A 14,341-nucleotide genomic window follows, 5' to 3' on the forward strand; every position below is an offset into this window, starting at 1 on the left:
CGGCTGCACGAATCTGTACGGGTACGACTGCCGCCGCAGCCCTGAGCCGGCGCGGCGGTGGCGGTCCTTCCCAGAGCCCACCGCCGCGCCCCTTTCTGAAGGGGTTGCAGGTGGGCGATACGCAGCGCGATCCAGGGCCGAGCCGGGGCGAGCAGGCGGAAGCGGAGGAGCGGGAAGCGGCCAGGCGGCGGCTTCTCGCGCAGGCCGAGGCAGAGCGGATACCGGTCGAGGAGACGACCCGAGCGGTGCCGGACCGGCGATGGCGTCGTGAACAGCCTTGAGCTGTTGCCGGTCGGTCGGCGGGTGGCGTACTGGCGGGGGCGGCGGAAGCTGTCGCAGCAGGTGTTCGCCGACCGGCTCGGTAAGTCGAAGAGTTGGGTCGACAAGGTCGAGCGGGGAGTCCGGTCCCTCGACAAGGTGTCCACGCTCCAGGGCATCGCCGCCGTCCTGCGCATCGACACCACCGTGCTGCTCGGCCGGGACGCCCGCCCCGCTGCGGTGACCGAGCGGGTCGAGGGTGTCGAGCGGATTGGGGAGGCCCTGTCGGCGTACGAGATCGCCCTGTGCCGGCCGGCGGCCCGCCGCGTCCTGCTGCCGGCCGACCGGTTGGTCCGCAACGTCGAACACGCGTGGATCATGTTCGAGCACGCCCGGTACCCGCAGGTGATCGCCCTGGTGCCGGACCTGCTGGCCGGCGCGCAGCGCGTCCACGCCGACGATCCCGGGTGGGGCCGTCCACTGCTGGTGGAGGCGTACCGGGTGACCGCGTCGCTGCTGGTGAAGCTCGGCGAGGCCGACCTGGGCTGGCTGGCCGCCGACCGGGCCATGGCCACCGCCACCGGCGACCCCATGTTGGTGGCCGCCGCCACCGTGCAACTCGGCCAGGCGCTCCGCGCCTGCGGGCGGGCGCGGGCCGCCATGTCGGCGACACTGGCCGCTGCCTACCGGATCGCCCCGCCTGACCCCGACGAAGGGCGAGCACCCGAGCTGTCGCTGTGCGGGACCCTGCTCATCCAGGCCGCTCTGGCGGCAGCCCGCCACGGCGACGACCACGCCACCGCCGAACTCATCGGCGAGGCCGCCGACATGGCGACCCGGGTAGGAGACGGCCACGACCACCACCACACCGCGTTCGGGCCGACAGCGGTGGGCCTGGCCCGGGTCGCCGCAGCCCTCGACCTGGGCAACGCCAGCGACGCGGTCGCCTGGCACGAGAAGGCCACCGAGCGGAACGCCTGGCGGTGGCTGCCCGCCGGACACCGCGCCGCCCACCTGCTCGACGCCGCCCGCGCCTACCTCCAAGCCGACGACCCGATCAACGCCGGCCGGGTCCTGGTCGACGCCGACCGCACGGCACCGGCCGAGGTACGCCAGCGCCCCGCCGGCCGGGAGGTGCTCGCCCAGGTGGCCCGCGACCCGCACGCCTCAGCCACGATCATCCAACTCGCAGCCGCCCTCGGGGTGAGCTGAGGATGACCGCGCCGTTCCTTTCCCTGGCCCAGATCCGCAACCGGCTGATTCTCACCGCCCGCTGGGTCCTCCGCGACCATCAACCCGGACCCGACGGCCGCTGTCCGATCTGCCGGGCAGCCGCCGACTGCTCGGTGGCCACCGCCGCCCGTGACATGCTCCGCGCAGCCGAGGAAGTACAGCTGTGGAGTACAGCAACCCAGCCGACCACACCCGACCGCGACGACCCTCAGCAGGACGGATGACCTCGGACGACACCCGATCCGACCGCGCTGCCGAGAGTTCACACCGAAGAGGTCGCTGGTTCGATACCAGCATCGCCCACCAGGTCAGAGGGCACATCCAATCGACGGATGTGCCCTCTTTCACGTCCTGAGTATCTAACTGAGTGACTAGCCTTCCGGGGTCAGCGCGAAGATGCGATCCATGGCGACCGCGCCGCTGAGTAGCACCGGCCGGAGTTGGTGCCGGTAGACCTTCTCCGTGACCGTGGTGCCGGAGTGCCCGCACAGGTCGGCGATGTCTTCCAAGCTCACGCCGCTACTCGACAGCACCGAGACGAAGCTGTGCCGCAGTTCTCGGGGCGTCCAGTCGGCGGCGGTCAGTCCGGCCTTGGCGGCGACCCGCCGGAACGCTCGCCGGACGTTGGCCGCGTCCAGGGCGCTGCCGGTCGAACTGGCGAATACGAGGTTTCCGGGCTGCCAATCCTTGCCCGCCTTTTCCCGGTCCCGGTGTTGTAGTGCCCGGTGCCGCCGCAGTGCGACCACGCATCGCAGCGGCAGTGCGAGAGTGCGCCGAGACTTCCGGGTCTTGGTGCAATGCCGTTAAGGTAAGGCGTTTGGGCAGGCCAGGGTGGGTGTGGGTGGGCCGTCGTGGCGGATGATGCGGTCTGTGGGTCGTTTGACGCGGTAGGAGTTGTGGCGGGCGCGTTTGATCGTTCGTGGGCAGGTGCGGTGTCGACGCGGGGGTAGCCGGTGGCGCAGGATCTCGGTGTGGGCCTCGGTGATGGCGTTGATCAGGCGCTCAGGGGGAAATGGCCGCCTGGTCGGTGACCTGGCGGCGGACGAGGCGCAGGCCGCGTATGAACGAGAGCCGGTCGGGGTCGTAGCCGGCCTCGTCGGCGGCGTCGACCAGCAGGGCCCGGATCGCGTAGTGCGCCAACAGCAGCCCCCACATCTGTTGTTCGACCAGGTCAGGGGTCTTCGAGCGGACAACCTCACCACGGCCACGCAGGTCGCTCTTGATCTCGTTGAACGCGGACTCCTGCTCCCACCGTTCGTGATAGGCGGTGGCGAGGTCCACTCCGGACACCTCGTGTGGGTCGTGGATGGTGGTGATCACGGTGATCAGTTCGCCGTCGGGATGACGGTCGGGCACGGTGTAGTCCACGACCCGCACGAGGCGGGCGGTATCGGCGGGAACCTCACCACCGTCGGTCACCGTCCGGGCCAGCCGGCGGCGCCGCTCGGCGGCGAGCCCGGGTCGGTAGATCAACGCCAGGTAGGAACCGTCGGGTAGCCACCGCACCAGTCCGAGTGACACCGACGCCCCGACCCGCCAGGCCAGGTCCGCGCCGGTGGCGGCGAACCGGTCGAACAACTCGAAGGAGTAGAAGCCGCTGTCAGCCAGGAGCAGCATCCCCGGCTCCACCACCGGCGTCAGGTCAGCGGCCTGGGTGCGTTCCCCAGTCGAACACGCCCCGATCACCGCCCCAATGACCGCCCGGCTGCCGCACTCGACGACCGCGGTGACCTGCACCTTCGGATACGCCGACGCTGCCGGCCCGGATCCCATCCGGCCGAATCGTTCCACGTTCGCCGACGTGTCGGCCACAACGAAGCTGGTCCCGTCGATGGCCATCAGGCGACGTCGGGCCAACCACGCGCCTTTGGTGCCCGAGCCCGCCACCGGCACCGCCGCCCGATCGAACAGCTCCCTCACCGGCGCCACACCGAGACGTCGCCGGGCCTGACTGATCGCCGAGCCGGTCGGGACCTCCCAGTCATCCGACCACGAACCCATCGCGCGCAGGCCACCGACCAGCCGACGCATCACCTCCTCGGCAGACTCCTGGGCGTACAGGCCCATCGCGATCACGTACCGGATCATCACGTGCGCCGGCAGTCGACGGCTACGCTTCTCCCGACACCCGGTCCGGTTGATCACTTCCTCGATCAGATCGCGGTGGAACCGCGCCGAGAGCACCCCCAACCCGATGTGGTCGGTCAACCGGCCCGAGGGCTGCACCAGTGGCATCACGACCGGCAACCGTACGGCCCCGATCAGCCTCCGTCAGCACACCACGCTGACCAGCACCACTGCCTTATCTGAACGGCATTGGGTCTTGGTGTCGCCGCCAGCGCGGACCGAGTGCCATACCGCGATGGACGGCGGGACCGGCGGGTCACCGTCGGGGCGCCGACCCGCAGGGCGCGCGTTGGCCGCGCAACAAGCGCGATGACGCGATGGTCGTCTACGCGGCGTAGAGCGCCTTGGGTGGCTCGGCATGGAGCGGCGGCACCGACCCTGAGCAAGTAGATGTGATCGGTCAGCTGATGTGCGACGCGGTTCCGCCAGGTGATGTGCGACAGGGTCCGGCGATCTAGGGGCGGCAGGTCAGCCTCCGGCCAAACGTCCTGTCATGTCGAGATGAGTGTGTCTGCGGACGCGCGCCATCGGGCCGATGCTGGTGATGACGTTGGGATCAGCCGTGCCGCGCTGGTCCGCTGCGGGGCCTCGTGGTGTCAGCCTCGCTGGTCGGTCGTCCGGCGTGCTGCGCGCTCGTGGCGGTCGACCGCTCGGGCGTGGGCGATCGTGAGCAGCCGGTCGATCTCGGGAAGCATCTGCGGGCCGGGCATGATGATGCTGCCGAAGCCGTAGAGCGCGTAGCCCGGGTGTGGCACGAAGGTGTCCAACCGGGCGAAGTCGAACCCGTGCCGGTGTTCCTCGAAGTCCTTGGGCGGGAAGCCGAAAAGCCTCTCGAACTCGGCTCGGCCCAGGTCCAGGTTGAGCCGGAAGACGCCAGGGCGGTCGAGTTGGGAGGCCTCGTCGAAACCGGGCACGTCGTGTTCGACAATGGTGGCGAACGGCTGGCGGCGGTCCGGGCCGACGTAGAACAGCCGGTCGCCCCAGGCGACTTCCGGCGACCCGTTCTCCTCGCTCGACACGAGCTGCTCGACGCCAGGCAGCGCGAGAATCCGATCGGTGAGCACAGCCGGGTCGATCCCGGTCGGAATGTGCAGCACCGCATCCGCGTGCTCGATGGTGGCCTGATCCAGCGGGAAGTAGCGGTAGTCATGTGTCCTCTGCTCGGCCGGTTGCACATCGGACGTGCGGACGTATCGGGGCAGATAAGTATTTTGCTGGAGTTTGCCTTCATACGTCGAAGGGGAGGGCTCCTCGATGCCGAGCGCGGGACTCGCGCCGAGGCTGCCGACGATCACCGCGTAGCGGTCGCCGAGCAGGGAACCGACGATCGCGCCGGCGCTGAACCAGGACAGCTCGATTCCGGCCATCGTCATCGTGCTCGGGTGGCGCTGCAGGTGCCCGTTGTGCGCGAAGACCAGCGTCGGCCCGCGGTGCGCCTCGGCCGAGCGGATCGCGAGCAGGTTCTCGGCCATCAGCGCGTCCCGGACCGCGGCCAGGCGGGCGAAGCGTTCCTCCTGCGGGAGCGGCGCTGCGGCCTCGGCGTGGTAGCGCAGCAGTGCGACCGCGCTCGTCGCCTGTACGAAAGCCGCCCAACAGCCGTCGGCCCGCCGGGGCGCCTGCAGGTACAGCTCGGTCAGCAGGTCGTCGGCGATCACCCGCAGGCGCTGGGCGGCGCCCGAGCGCCCGATCGACCTTCCCGGTTCCCATATCGCTGCCGGATCGCTCCACTGGGCCTCGTCACCGATCAGGCCGTCGATCTCCTCCGCCCGGTCGCAGCCGAGGAAGTCGCACACCTGGGAAAGGTAGCGCCGCGGACTCGGGGCACCCTCCATCTCCAGCGGGGCGTCGAAGCCGTGAAACGTCAGGCGTTCGGCAGCCGGCCTTCCGGTATTCCAGTCGCGCATCCAGAGCAGCAGGTCGCGGTTGGCCGGGGCGGCACCGAACTGGTGGCTGAACCCTTCGGCGAGCGCGCGGTCGAGCGTCACGGCGGCGCCGCCTTGCACGAACTCGTCGGCGATCAGCCCGGCGGCCCGGTCGCTTTCCAGCGCGATCGACCGGTAGCCGCGCTCGGCCAGCGAGGCGAAGGCGTCGTTGCGGATCTGCAGGAAGGCAGACTCGCCATGTGTCGGCTCGCCGAGCGCGAGCAGGGCCGGCGGTACGGCAAGCAGGTCAAGAAAGGACATCATTGCATTGACGGTATCGTTGAACTACCGATCGAGACTTCTGACCGATTGAGCGTGATGAAGGCTTCGAAACCCTCAAACACCGGGGTACGCCGACCAACCGACCTCGCCCGCGTGCACGGCCTCTCCACGCAGGCCGTGCGCAACTACGAACGCGACGGCGTCCTACCGCCGGCCGAGCGCAGCTCGAACGGCTACCGCCGGTTCACCGAGGTACACGCCAAGGCACTGAGCGCCTATCTCGCGCTGATACCCGGCCATGGCTACGCGACCAGCGGCGAGATCATGCGCGCGGTCAACCGGGGCGAGATCGACACGGCGTTGCGCGCGATCGACGACAGTCATGCCCTGCTACAGCGCGACCGGGAGACCCTGAACGCGGTCGAGGCGGCGGTCGCTATCCTCACCGGGACGCAGCGTGAACCGCAGAGCCGCAAGGCCGTCCCGATCAGCGCACTGGCACACCGGCTCGGCGTACGGGCGGCGACCCTGCGCAAGTGGGAGCGGGCCGGGATCTTGCAGCCGGTACGCGATCCGGCGACCCGCTACCGCGCCTACTCACCAGACGACATCCGCGACGCAGAGCTCGCTCACCTGCTGCGCCGCGCGGGGTACCGGCTCGACCACATCGCCGGCGTGCTGCGTCGGGTACGCGACGCTGGCGGCGCCGAACCGCTCGCCGCGTCGCTGCGTCAGTGGCGGGAACGGCTCACCGAGCGCGGCAAGGCCATGCTCACCGGGGCCGCCCGGCTCGCCGACTACCTCGGCAGCGGCGTCAGGCCCACGTACGGCTGAGTTGATCCTGATCGCTGCCCGCCGCCTGCTACTACAAGCTACGAGGGCCTCTACAGGTAGCCGTTGATCCGACCCCAACGGAGCGAGATCGGGTTCGCGGGCGTCAGGTGTAACGGCCGTGCCGAGAAGGGTGCGTTCGGCAGTCCGGCAAGCACGGCTGGGCGGGTGACGGTGGGGTTTCAGTCCGTTCCCCCGCCGCCACCGCCAGTATCGAAGTTCGCAGCGTCTCCATAGGCGGCGTTCTCCGCGATGGCGGCGGAGTGCCGGTCGGGAACGCCTTGGCCCCGCTGGAAGATGTCGCGACCAGAGCGCGGCGAGTTACGGCGTATGGATCGCATGGCGGCTCGCGCGGCAGCCGCCTTCTCCTCGACGCTCTGTGGCCGACGACGTCTGCGCTTGAAGATCAGGACCGTGATGCCCGTCGCGAGCCCGATGCCAGCGAGCAAGAGATACCACTGCATGTCATCACGGTAGAAGAAGCTCGCATCTGGACGGGGTACCCGCTCATGCCGCCGACGGGCGTCACGGCCCGTGACAAAACGTGCGGTGGCACTTGTGCGCGGTCGTGCCGATGAGCGGATACGGCAAACGGCCCGGCACCAGGCAGAATGCTGGGGTGACGCTCGACAAGTCCGGAAAGCTGTGGCGTGGGGACAACTTCGACGACCTCGCCGAGTACATCCGCTACTTCAGGGCAGGAGGTTATCCGGTAGCCACGGTGGTGGAGTCCCGATGCAGCGGGTGCGACGGCTGTACCTTCCGCGTCAGCATCGACGAGGAGGAAGCGACCCAGCGGGCATGCCTTACCTGCGGCGCGGTCGCCTTCATCGGCGACAGCGCCGAACACTGGGCCGGGACTGACCACGAGTCTTGCTCCTGCCCCTGCGGAGGTGAGGAGTTCGCCGTCGCGGTTGGCTATGCGCTCTTTGACGACGGCGAGGTGCGCTGGGTCAGTGTCGGCCTCAGGTGCCTGAAGGACGACACTCTCGGCGTCTACGCCGACACGAAGATCGACTATAGCCCTTCACGTCACCTTCTCAGCCAGGCGTAACTCTGCAACCATCTCCACCTGCGGCAGGCTGCGCCCGCGCAACTGGCCGCGAGCCTGTCGCAGCAGATTGTTGGCGGCCAGCGGCGCTTCGGCGCCAGAGCATGCTGACGTGTCGATGAGCGGTCGCCCGACGCCCCGTGCCGCACCGGGCGGAGCGCCCGGAACAGGTCCTAGACACGCACCGTGTCGGCGATCTTGGCGGCGATGGCCTCCAGTGATGACGCCTCGGTGCTCAATCCGGAACGCGCGGCAAGCAAGGGGCTGACGTCCCGGAGAGCCTCGAACGTCGTACCGTGCACAACAGGAATGACGCGGTCGGTCGCGAGCAATGCGGAGAGCTCCTTGTCAGCGACCCCCTCAGCCTCGAGGCTGGTGAACAGCGCCGGTGTCACCAGCACGATGCCGATCCGGGACTGCCTCAGTCCCTTGTCGATCTCACGGACCAACGATTTACCGAGGCCAACGTCCTTCTCGCTGAACCAGACCGTCACGTCAAGGGACTCGAGCAGGTCGTGCAACTCCTTCGCGGCGCCGAGCCGGTCACCCCAGGCATGGCAAGGGAGCTCGGGGCCGCCGTAGACGGATAGCGGAGAGAGTGATGGAGGTTCGTCGCCGGCAGCCGGCCGCGCCGCGCCTCTGCGTGGCGCCGGGAAGGGCGTTCCGGGTCCGCGCGGCAAGCCCCAAGCATGGGGGCGGCGGCCGCGCGACGGCACGCTGGTCGTCCAGGAGCCGGCTCCGCAGCCGCTCAGGGGCAGGTCAACTACTCACCTAGGAGGGGGAGGGGTGGCCGCCGGTGGCCAGCTCCGACCCCGGGGGCCGGGTCCGTGCCGGGCGAGGTTGGGTCAACCGCGCCACTGTGGCGGTGTCCGCTGGGGGCGCGGTCCGTGACACGAGAGCCGGCTCGGTCTGTTCCGGCAGCGTCCGTAAGTGCGTCAAGGTCTGCTTGACGTGGCGGGCCGGGTGGCGGCCTGCTCCCCGCAAGGACGGGTCGATGACACGAGGGGCCAATTGCGATCCAATGTGGGTCGCTGGGCGGGAGGGCTGACCTCCGGTTCATGGGACCATCGTGGGCGTGACGGTCGTGCGGTTGCCAGAGGGTTCGTGGTGGGACTGGGAGGTGCTTGGGTGGAACGGGTCGGAGTTGCGGCTCGCCGCCGGGTACGACCTGACGTACCACCACGGCTTGGAGCTGGTCTTCACAGACGTCGACTACCTGGCCTGCCCGACCCGCTTTTCTGATCCCCGGTTTCGGAAGCCCACGTCCGGCGAGCGTGAGACCGTACGCCGCTACGTCGGTGAAGAGCCGCCTGTGGTTGTGGCGTTTGACGTTGACGCCGAGGGCGGTTGCGGGATCGTCCCCTGTGTTGTTGCGGCGGCCTCTGTCGGGATCGTGACAGGGCTCGTCTACCGCTACTGGCGGGAGGACCTCAAGGAGGGGGAGCGGTTGGCCCCATTCGTACGACGGTCTGATCGCGGCGAGTGACGGCACGTACTCGGCAACAGCGCGAGTGGCAGGACCTGAGGGACTAACTGAGTGACGATCGGAGCGGACGCCAGCGGACGAGCGTGGACACCGGAGGACCGTTCCCACAGCACAGGTATCGCAGGGGAGCAGGTCGGGCGGTTGTGTTGGTTGCCTGGGGGTCAAGGAGTCGTCCGGGCCGCACGGGGATCGGCAAAATGGTGGCGTGATGACCGAGCCCGTCGCCGCAGGCCGGATGGAGCTAGTGGATGACCTGGAAGGGCTGCCTGGCAGCTCGGACGGCTGTCTCCTTGCCCTGACGTTGGAAGTTCCGGTCTTCCTCCGCGTCGGCGACGTCTGGTGGGTTGAGGACGAGGTGCTGTACGTCCAGCGAGGGGACGCCCCGGCGGTGGCGCATCGAGGTCGCCTCGAATGGCGTCGGAAGTGGTAGCGGGGGTCCCGGGGCACACAGGGGGCACAAGACACCGTGAAATGTCGTCAACCAGGGAACAACCATGACAGCCTGAGACGCCGGGTGAGCAGGTGTCGGACGGTGTCGCCGCTGGTAGCGGGATAGCTGTTCTCAGTTCCTTTTCAACCTCTGTAGTTGGTGTGACGGGCAACGGGTCACTGGCGACGGCTGGGCCAAGAGGCCCATGCCGCAGCGACGGCGCACAGCATTAGGCAGACGAACAGGCAACTCAGCGTGCCGCAGAGCACCAGTGCGACCGCCCCAAGGCTCTCCACGGGCGTATCGTAGGCGCTGAGTCAGCCGTGCCCGTCGCCCTGCACTGTCGACAGCAACGGTGACAGCAACAGGGCCAGACAGGCCCCGGGCCGAAGCCGAACAGCGATGGACTACCACCCGAGGTTAGAAGCACGTGCGGACTGGGCTGGACGAAGCGCCCAGAACTTACAACCGAGGGGTCAGCTCGTCGGTTGCGGCGGTGGTGTGAGCCAGGCGAGGGGTTGGCCGATCGATGCCGCATCGGCGAGTCGGTGCGCTGAGGTGGTCTTTAGCGCGGCGCGGCTGCTGTCGATCCAGCGTTGGACGTTGTCGATGCCCTGGTGGCGGTACTCGACGGCTTGGACGAGGCATTCGAGTTTGTCGGCGTCGCGGGCGACGACGGCTTCGAGGGTTTCGCCGGCTTCGTACTCGGTGACGGCGGCGGTGATGGTGTCGGTGACGGCGGGTGGGCAGTCGGCGATCTGGTCTGCGGTGATGGTGGTGTTGGGTGCGGCGGTGAGGTAGCGCTTGGCTATGTGGGGCAGGTCGGTGGTGCGGGTTTCCTGGGTGTCGTGCAGGACGCAGAGCATGGTGACGCGGGCGGGGTCGGCTCCTTCCATGGCGGCGAGGATCATGCCGATCAGGGCGGTGCGGTGGGAGTGCTCGGCGATGGTTTCGGGGTGCTTGACCCCGGCGAACCACCAGCCGGTAGGAGCTGCACGTTTCAGGACGCCAGCCTCGAAGATGAACCTCATCGCGGCGGAGTACTGGTCCTCGCTCATCTGACTCTTTCCGTGGAGACTGCTGCCTTCGGGCAGGGCAGGGATCGGAACTCCTGCGGAGCAGGGCAGGAAGAGCCCGCGCGCTACGTCGTCGACGTGTTGTACCGATCGAGCGTCGCTTTGGAGGTCGAGGCATCCCGGAAAACCAGCTCCCACGGGCCAGTGTTGACGTCCATGTCCTTGCCGAACCCAATCCACTTTCCAGCCATCCGTCGGCCCGTGGGCTCGGCCAGGAGTTGGATCGCGCCGTGATAGCGGGCGCCTCGGTAGTAGCCGGCCGAATCGGTCTGTTCCACCCAGGTGCCAGTGACAACGGCACCGTCAACGGTCAGATCGAGTGACAGAGACGATGCCGCCGAGCCAGGCAAGCTGCGCGCGGTCAGCCGGTCGCCGTGCTGAAGCACAACTACGAAGTGCTGCCCGGCGAAGGAGTCACCCCGACCGCTGGAGTAGTACTGGTAGCGGCTGAGCCACACGCCCTCGTATGACCTGTGGACTGTGGCTGGCCTGGACGTTGGCGTCGGCGTGGCCAGGCTGGACATGGGAGATGTCAGGTCGTGACCACCGTGCTGGTCTTGAGCGACATGTTCGCCGGGCACTGCGGCGAAGCCGAGCAGTGAGATGGGTAGGCCGGTGACGACCTCCAACGCGCGGGCGTAGACGGGTCGTGGTGCGGCGATCGCGCCGGATTCCCATCGCTGGACGAGTCTCTTGTTGGCGTCGTTGGGCTCGCCGACGCGTTGGCCGGCGGCCTGGAGTGCGCGAGCGAAATCGTCCTGACTCATGCGCATCCCGGTACGGACTGCGCGTAGGGCGGTGTTCGGGACGGTCATGACCGCCACGATAGCGGTATGTCGTCTGAATGTCGCCAGCTATGTGGTCGGTTTGCCGCATCTTGTGCCGTCGCGGTTGGTGACGTTCCAGCGTCAATGTGGACATGCGACGGCCGGTCTACCGCCGCGCTTCTGCTGATGGAGGTGGGGATGCAGGGTGATGGCAACGAGCCGGCGGTGAGCCGGGGCGAGCAGATTCAGGCTGCTGAGCGAGAGGCGGCGAAGCAGCGGCTTCTCGCCCAGGCTCAGGCGGATCGGATACCGGCGGAGGAGACCACCCGGGCGATGCCGGACCGGCGGTGGCGTCGTGAGCAGCGCTGAGGTGTTGCCGGTCGGGCGGCGGGTGGCGTACTGGCGGGGGCGGCGGAAGCTGTCGCAGCAGGTGTTCGCCGACCGGTTGGGCAAGTCGAAGAGCTGGGTGGACAAGGTCGAGCGCGGTGTCCGCTCTCTGGACAAGGTGTCGACCCTCCAGGAGGTCGCCACCGTCCTGCGCATCGACACTGCGGTGCTGCTCGGTCGGGACGTCCAGCCCGCCGCGGTGATCGAGCGGACCGCAGAGGTCGAGCGGATCCGGGCGGCGCTGTCCCGGTACGAGATTCCCCTCGGCAGACCCGCAGGCAGCCGGCCAGTGCTGCCGGCAGTCCAGATGGCCCGCCAGGTCGCGCACGCCTGGACGACCTTTCAGCACGCACGCTACCCACGCCTGGTCGACCTGCTGCCGGATCTGCTGGCCGACGTGGAACGCACCCACGCCACTGACCCGGCGGCGGGTCGGATGCCGCTGGTGGAGGCGTACCGGATCACCGCCTCGCTGTTGGTCAAGCTGGGTGCCCCGGACCTGGCGTGGCTTGCTGTCGACCGGGCGATGATCGCAGCCACGGGTGACCGAGTGCTGGTGGCCGCCGCAGCGGCGCAGCTCGGCCAGGTGCTGCGCGCGTCGGGGCAGGTGCGGGTGGCGAAGTCGGCGATGCTGGCCGCCGCCTACCGGATCGCCCCACCGGTGATCGAGTTCGGCCTACCCCCGGAGTTGTCCCTGTGCGGGACACTGCTCCTCCAGGCGGCGTTGGCCGCCGCCCGTCACGGCGACGACGCGGCGGTGGCCGAGCTGCTCGACGAGGCCGCCGCCCTGGCCGCCCGAGTCGGCGACGGGCATGACCACCACCGCACCGGGTTCGGGCCGACGGCGGTGGAGTTGGCCCGGGTCGCCGCAGCGGTAGAGCTGGGCTACGGCGGGGACGCCGTGGCCTGGCACGAGAAAGCGACCACCCGGGACGGCTGGCGGTGGCTGCCCGCCGAACATCGCGCCGCGCACCTGATCGACGCCGCCCGCGCGTACCTCCAGACCGACGACCCGATCAGTGCCGGCCGGGCACTGATGGAGGCCGACCGCGTTGCGCCGGCCGAGATCCGCCACCGACCAGCCGTCCGGGACGTGCTCGCCCAGGTCGCCCGCGACCCCACCGCCCCAACGACGCTCATCCACCTCGCCGCCACCCTCGGGATCGGCTGAGGATGACCGCGCCGTTCCTCTCCCTGGCCCAGATCCGCAACCGGCTGATCCTCACCGCCCGCTGGGTCCTCCGCGACCATCAACCCGGACCCGACGGCCGCTGCCCGATCTGCCGGACGGCAAACTGCCCGGTGGCCGCCGCCGCCCATGACGTCCTGCACGCAGCCAAGCAAGTACAGCTGTGGAGTACAGCAACCGAGCCGACCACACCCGACCCGAACGACCCCCAGCAGACCGGATGACCTCGGACGACACCCGATCCGACCCGCCCGCCGCCAGTTCGGGACGAAGAGGTCACTGGTTCGAAACCAGTATCGCCCACGCAGGGAAGGCCAGATCACACTGATGCTCCGGGCCTTTTTCCATGACCGACACGAAGCTGTGCCGGAGTTCGCGAGGTGTCCAGCGAACAACTAGGTTGATCACATAGGTCGCGTCGGGTAGGAATACGGCATGCTACGTGGCGACAGGATCGGGCTGCGGGCCCGACACGAAACCGACGTTCCCGTCCTGCAATCTGAGCTCTACGACGACGTCGCGACCTGGTCAAAGGCCGATTCCCGTCCATGGCGTCCGATCGCACCGGGCTCCGCCGCGTCGCCATTCACGGTTTCCGACCCCACCGACAATGCCGCGTGCTTCTCGGTGGTGCAGCTCGCCGATGACGAACTGGCGGGCGAGGCGCTGTTGTGGGGAATCGACCTGAATCACAGAATGGCGCACATCGGAATCTCGCTGCGGCCGGCCTTCCGCGGCCGTGGGCTGGGCACCGACGTCATCCGGGTGCTGTGCCACTACGGCCTCGTGGTGCGCGGCCTACATCGGTTGCAGGTCGAGACGCTGACCGACAATGCCGCGATGATACGAGCAGCCACCCAGGCAGGGTTCGTGCCCGAAGGCACCCTGCGCCGGGCGGCCTGGGTGAATGGGGACTTCGCTGATGAGGCCATTCTCGGGTTACTCGCTACCGAGTGGGACGCGAACTGACCGCAACCGCCATACGCGCCTAACTGTCGGCGTTGAACCGGCTGTGGCACGAGGAAGGCCGGGATGACGACCACGGCGGAGCAGCGAGGAGGCGGCGAAAGATGGTCGTCAGTCGCCGGATCAGCCCCAGAAGTAGATCTCGTCGGGTCGGCCGGTGACGTCGTGCAGGACCGCGCACCGGCCGAACCAGCGTTGTTCGGCCAACCCGCCTATGGCCACCACGTGCTCGCGGGTCAACACCTCGTACCCGCGCAGCGCCGGGCGTCGCCGGTGGTCACCGTCTGCGAACACCCGCGCCCGCAGGTCGTCAAGGGCCTCCTGCAGATCGGGCCGATAGGTGACGAAGTAGCTCCGAGATCCCGGACAGCCGGCCGCCCGTTCCCAGACGGGAGA

The 14,341-nt window shown here is 68.8% G+C and carries 17 protein-coding genes and 2 pseudogenes; 10 read left to right on the forward strand and 9 right to left on the reverse strand.

Features of this window, described 5'->3' with window-relative positions; translation table 11 throughout:
• The first annotated feature begins 267 nt into the window (after positions 1–267).
• Together OG617_RS23270 and OG617_RS23275 are read left to right on the forward strand one after the other, a co-directional pair.
• Positions 268–1,470 carry a helix-turn-helix domain-containing protein gene (locus OG617_RS23270; RefSeq protein WP_405095104.1) on the forward strand — a complete coding sequence of 401 codons (1,203 nt, stop codon included), beginning with the start codon at positions 268–270 and terminating at the stop codon, positions 1,468–1,470.
• A 2-nt stretch (positions 1,471–1,472) separates the two neighbouring features.
• A complete protein-coding gene (locus tag OG617_RS23275; RefSeq protein WP_405095105.1) occupies positions 1,473–1,715 on the forward strand; it encodes a hypothetical protein in 243 nt (80 codons plus the stop codon).
• Between the two features lie 147 nt (positions 1,716–1,862).
• On the opposite strand, the pseudogene OG617_RS23280 reads toward OG617_RS23275, so the two are convergent.
• The 4 genes and pseudogenes from OG617_RS23280 to OG617_RS23295 form a co-directional block, all read right to left on the reverse strand.
• Positions 1,863–2,285 (reverse strand): annotated as a pseudogene (locus OG617_RS23280) (tyrosine-type recombinase/integrase); the annotation flags it as partial.
• Between the two features lie 208 nt (positions 2,286–2,493).
• A complete protein-coding gene (locus tag OG617_RS23285) occupies positions 2,494–3,726 on the reverse strand; it encodes an IS4 family transposase (RefSeq protein ID WP_405103918.1) in 1,233 nt (410 codons plus the stop codon).
• Between the two features lie 81 nt (positions 3,727–3,807).
• Positions 3,808–3,888 (reverse strand): annotated as a pseudogene (locus tag OG617_RS23290) (site-specific integrase); the annotation flags it as partial.
• Positions 3,889–4,214: 326 nt separating this feature from the next.
• On the reverse strand, positions 4,215–5,804 hold the full coding sequence (locus OG617_RS23295; RefSeq protein WP_405095106.1) for a DUF6194 family protein: 1,590 nt from the start codon (positions 5,802–5,804) through the stop codon (positions 4,215–4,217).
• 54 nt (positions 5,805–5,858) lie between these two features.
• On the opposite strand from OG617_RS23295, the gene OG617_RS23300 reads away from it, so the two are divergent.
• Entirely contained in the window at positions 5,859–6,596 is a 738-nt protein-coding gene (locus OG617_RS23300) for a TioE family transcriptional regulator (protein ID WP_405095107.1), read from the forward strand.
• 179 nt (positions 6,597–6,775) lie between these two features.
• Here OG617_RS23300 and OG617_RS23305 read toward each other — a convergent pair whose 3' ends face one another.
• Positions 6,776–7,057, reverse strand: coding sequence for an LPXTG cell wall anchor domain-containing protein (locus OG617_RS23305; protein WP_405095108.1), 282 nt, complete (start codon positions 7,055–7,057; stop codon positions 6,776–6,778).
• Between the two features lie 155 nt (positions 7,058–7,212).
• Here OG617_RS23305 and OG617_RS23310 point away from each other — a divergent pair, with 155 nt between their 5' ends.
• Complete coding sequence (locus tag OG617_RS23310) at positions 7,213–7,647, forward strand: hypothetical protein (protein ID WP_405095109.1); 435 nt, start codon at positions 7,213–7,215, stop codon at positions 7,645–7,647.
• Positions 7,648–7,817: 170 nt separating this feature from the next.
• Here OG617_RS23310 and OG617_RS23315 read toward each other — a convergent pair whose 3' ends face one another.
• Entirely contained in the window at positions 7,818–8,360 is a 543-nt protein-coding gene (locus OG617_RS23315; protein WP_405095110.1) for a toll/interleukin-1 receptor domain-containing protein, read from the reverse strand.
• A gap of 359 nt (positions 8,361–8,719) precedes the next feature.
• Between OG617_RS23315 and OG617_RS23320 the strand changes: the two genes are divergently transcribed.
• Together OG617_RS23320 and OG617_RS23325 are read left to right on the forward strand one after the other, a co-directional pair.
• Positions 8,720–9,130, forward strand: a complete 411-nt coding sequence (locus OG617_RS23320; protein ID WP_405095111.1) for a hypothetical protein — start codon at positions 8,720–8,722, stop codon at positions 9,128–9,130.
• A 208-nt stretch (positions 9,131–9,338) separates the two neighbouring features.
• The gene (locus OG617_RS23325; protein ID WP_405095112.1) at positions 9,339–9,560 is read left to right on the forward strand and encodes a hypothetical protein; all 222 of its coding nucleotides are present in this window, start codon (positions 9,339–9,341) and stop codon (positions 9,558–9,560) included.
• Positions 9,561–10,036: 476 nt separating this feature from the next.
• Here the strand turns inward: OG617_RS23325 and OG617_RS23330 are convergent, their stop codons facing one another.
• Together OG617_RS23330 and OG617_RS23335 are read right to left on the reverse strand one after the other, a co-directional pair.
• Positions 10,037–10,618, reverse strand: a complete 582-nt coding sequence (locus OG617_RS23330) for an HD family hydrolase (RefSeq protein WP_405095113.1) — start codon at positions 10,616–10,618, stop codon at positions 10,037–10,039.
• A gap of 83 nt (positions 10,619–10,701) precedes the next feature.
• On the reverse strand, positions 10,702–11,460 hold the full coding sequence (locus OG617_RS23335) for a helix-turn-helix domain-containing protein (RefSeq protein WP_405095114.1): 759 nt from the start codon (positions 11,458–11,460) through the stop codon (positions 10,702–10,704).
• A 141-nt stretch (positions 11,461–11,601) separates the two neighbouring features.
• Here OG617_RS23335 and OG617_RS23340 point away from each other — a divergent pair, with 141 nt between their 5' ends.
• The 4 genes from OG617_RS23340 (at position 11,602) to OG617_RS23355 (ending at position 13,948) form a co-directional block, all read left to right on the forward strand.
• A complete protein-coding gene (locus OG617_RS23340) occupies positions 11,602–11,772 on the forward strand; it encodes a hypothetical protein (RefSeq protein WP_396683423.1) in 171 nt (56 codons plus the stop codon).
• Positions 11,759–12,961 carry a helix-turn-helix domain-containing protein gene (locus OG617_RS23345; RefSeq protein ID WP_405095115.1) on the forward strand — a complete coding sequence of 401 codons (1,203 nt, stop codon included), beginning with the start codon at positions 11,759–11,761 and terminating at the stop codon, positions 12,959–12,961. The genes OG617_RS23340 and OG617_RS23345 overlap by 14 nt, the downstream gene beginning before the upstream one ends.
• 2 nt (positions 12,962–12,963) lie before the next feature.
• Entirely contained in the window at positions 12,964–13,203 is a 240-nt protein-coding gene (locus tag OG617_RS23350) for a hypothetical protein (RefSeq protein ID WP_405095116.1), read from the forward strand.
• Positions 13,204–13,414: 211 nt separating this feature from the next.
• The gene (locus OG617_RS23355; protein WP_405095117.1) at positions 13,415–13,948 is read left to right on the forward strand and encodes a GNAT family N-acetyltransferase; all 534 of its coding nucleotides are present in this window, start codon (positions 13,415–13,417) and stop codon (positions 13,946–13,948) included.
• 120 nt (positions 13,949–14,068) lie between these two features.
• Here the strand turns inward: OG617_RS23355 and OG617_RS23360 are convergent, their stop codons facing one another.
• Positions 14,069–14,239, reverse strand: coding sequence for a hypothetical protein (locus tag OG617_RS23360; RefSeq protein ID WP_405095118.1), 171 nt, complete (start codon positions 14,237–14,239; stop codon positions 14,069–14,071).
• Between the last annotated feature and the right edge of the window lie 102 nt (positions 14,240–14,341).

Source organism: Micromonospora sp. NBC_01412, from assembly GCF_045040215.1.
GTDB lineage: Bacteria > Actinomycetota > Actinomycetes > Mycobacteriales > Micromonosporaceae > Micromonospora > Micromonospora rubida.

Coding starts and splice junctions, on each gene's coding strand:
- OG617_RS23275 (WP_405095105.1), top strand. CDS start 1,473: ATGACCGCGCCGTTCCTTTCCCTGGCCCAGATCCGCAACCGGCTGATT.
- OG617_RS23325 (WP_405095112.1), top strand. CDS start 9,339: ATGACCGAGCCCGTCGCCGCAGGCCGGATGGAGCTAGTGGATGACCTG.
- OG617_RS23295 (WP_405095106.1), bottom strand. CDS start 5,804: ATGATGTCCTTTCTTGACCTGCTTGCCGTACCGCCGGCCCTGCTCGCG.
- OG617_RS23300 (WP_405095107.1), top strand. CDS start 5,859: ATGAAGGCTTCGAAACCCTCAAACACCGGGGTACGCCGACCAACCGAC.
- OG617_RS23355 (WP_405095117.1), top strand. CDS start 13,415: ATGCTACGTGGCGACAGGATCGGGCTGCGGGCCCGACACGAAACCGAC.
- OG617_RS23350 (WP_405095116.1), top strand. CDS start 12,964: ATGACCGCGCCGTTCCTCTCCCTGGCCCAGATCCGCAACCGGCTGATC.
- OG617_RS23340 (WP_396683423.1), top strand. CDS start 11,602: ATGCAGGGTGATGGCAACGAGCCGGCGGTGAGCCGGGGCGAGCAGATT.
- OG617_RS23305 (WP_405095108.1), bottom strand. CDS start 7,057: ATGCAGTGGTATCTCTTGCTCGCTGGCATCGGGCTCGCGACGGGCATC.
- OG617_RS23330 (WP_405095113.1), bottom strand. CDS start 10,618: ATGAGCGAGGACCAGTACTCCGCCGCGATGAGGTTCATCTTCGAGGCT.
- OG617_RS23285 (WP_405103918.1), bottom strand. CDS start 3,726: ATGCCACTGGTGCAGCCCTCGGGCCGGTTGACCGACCACATCGGGTTG.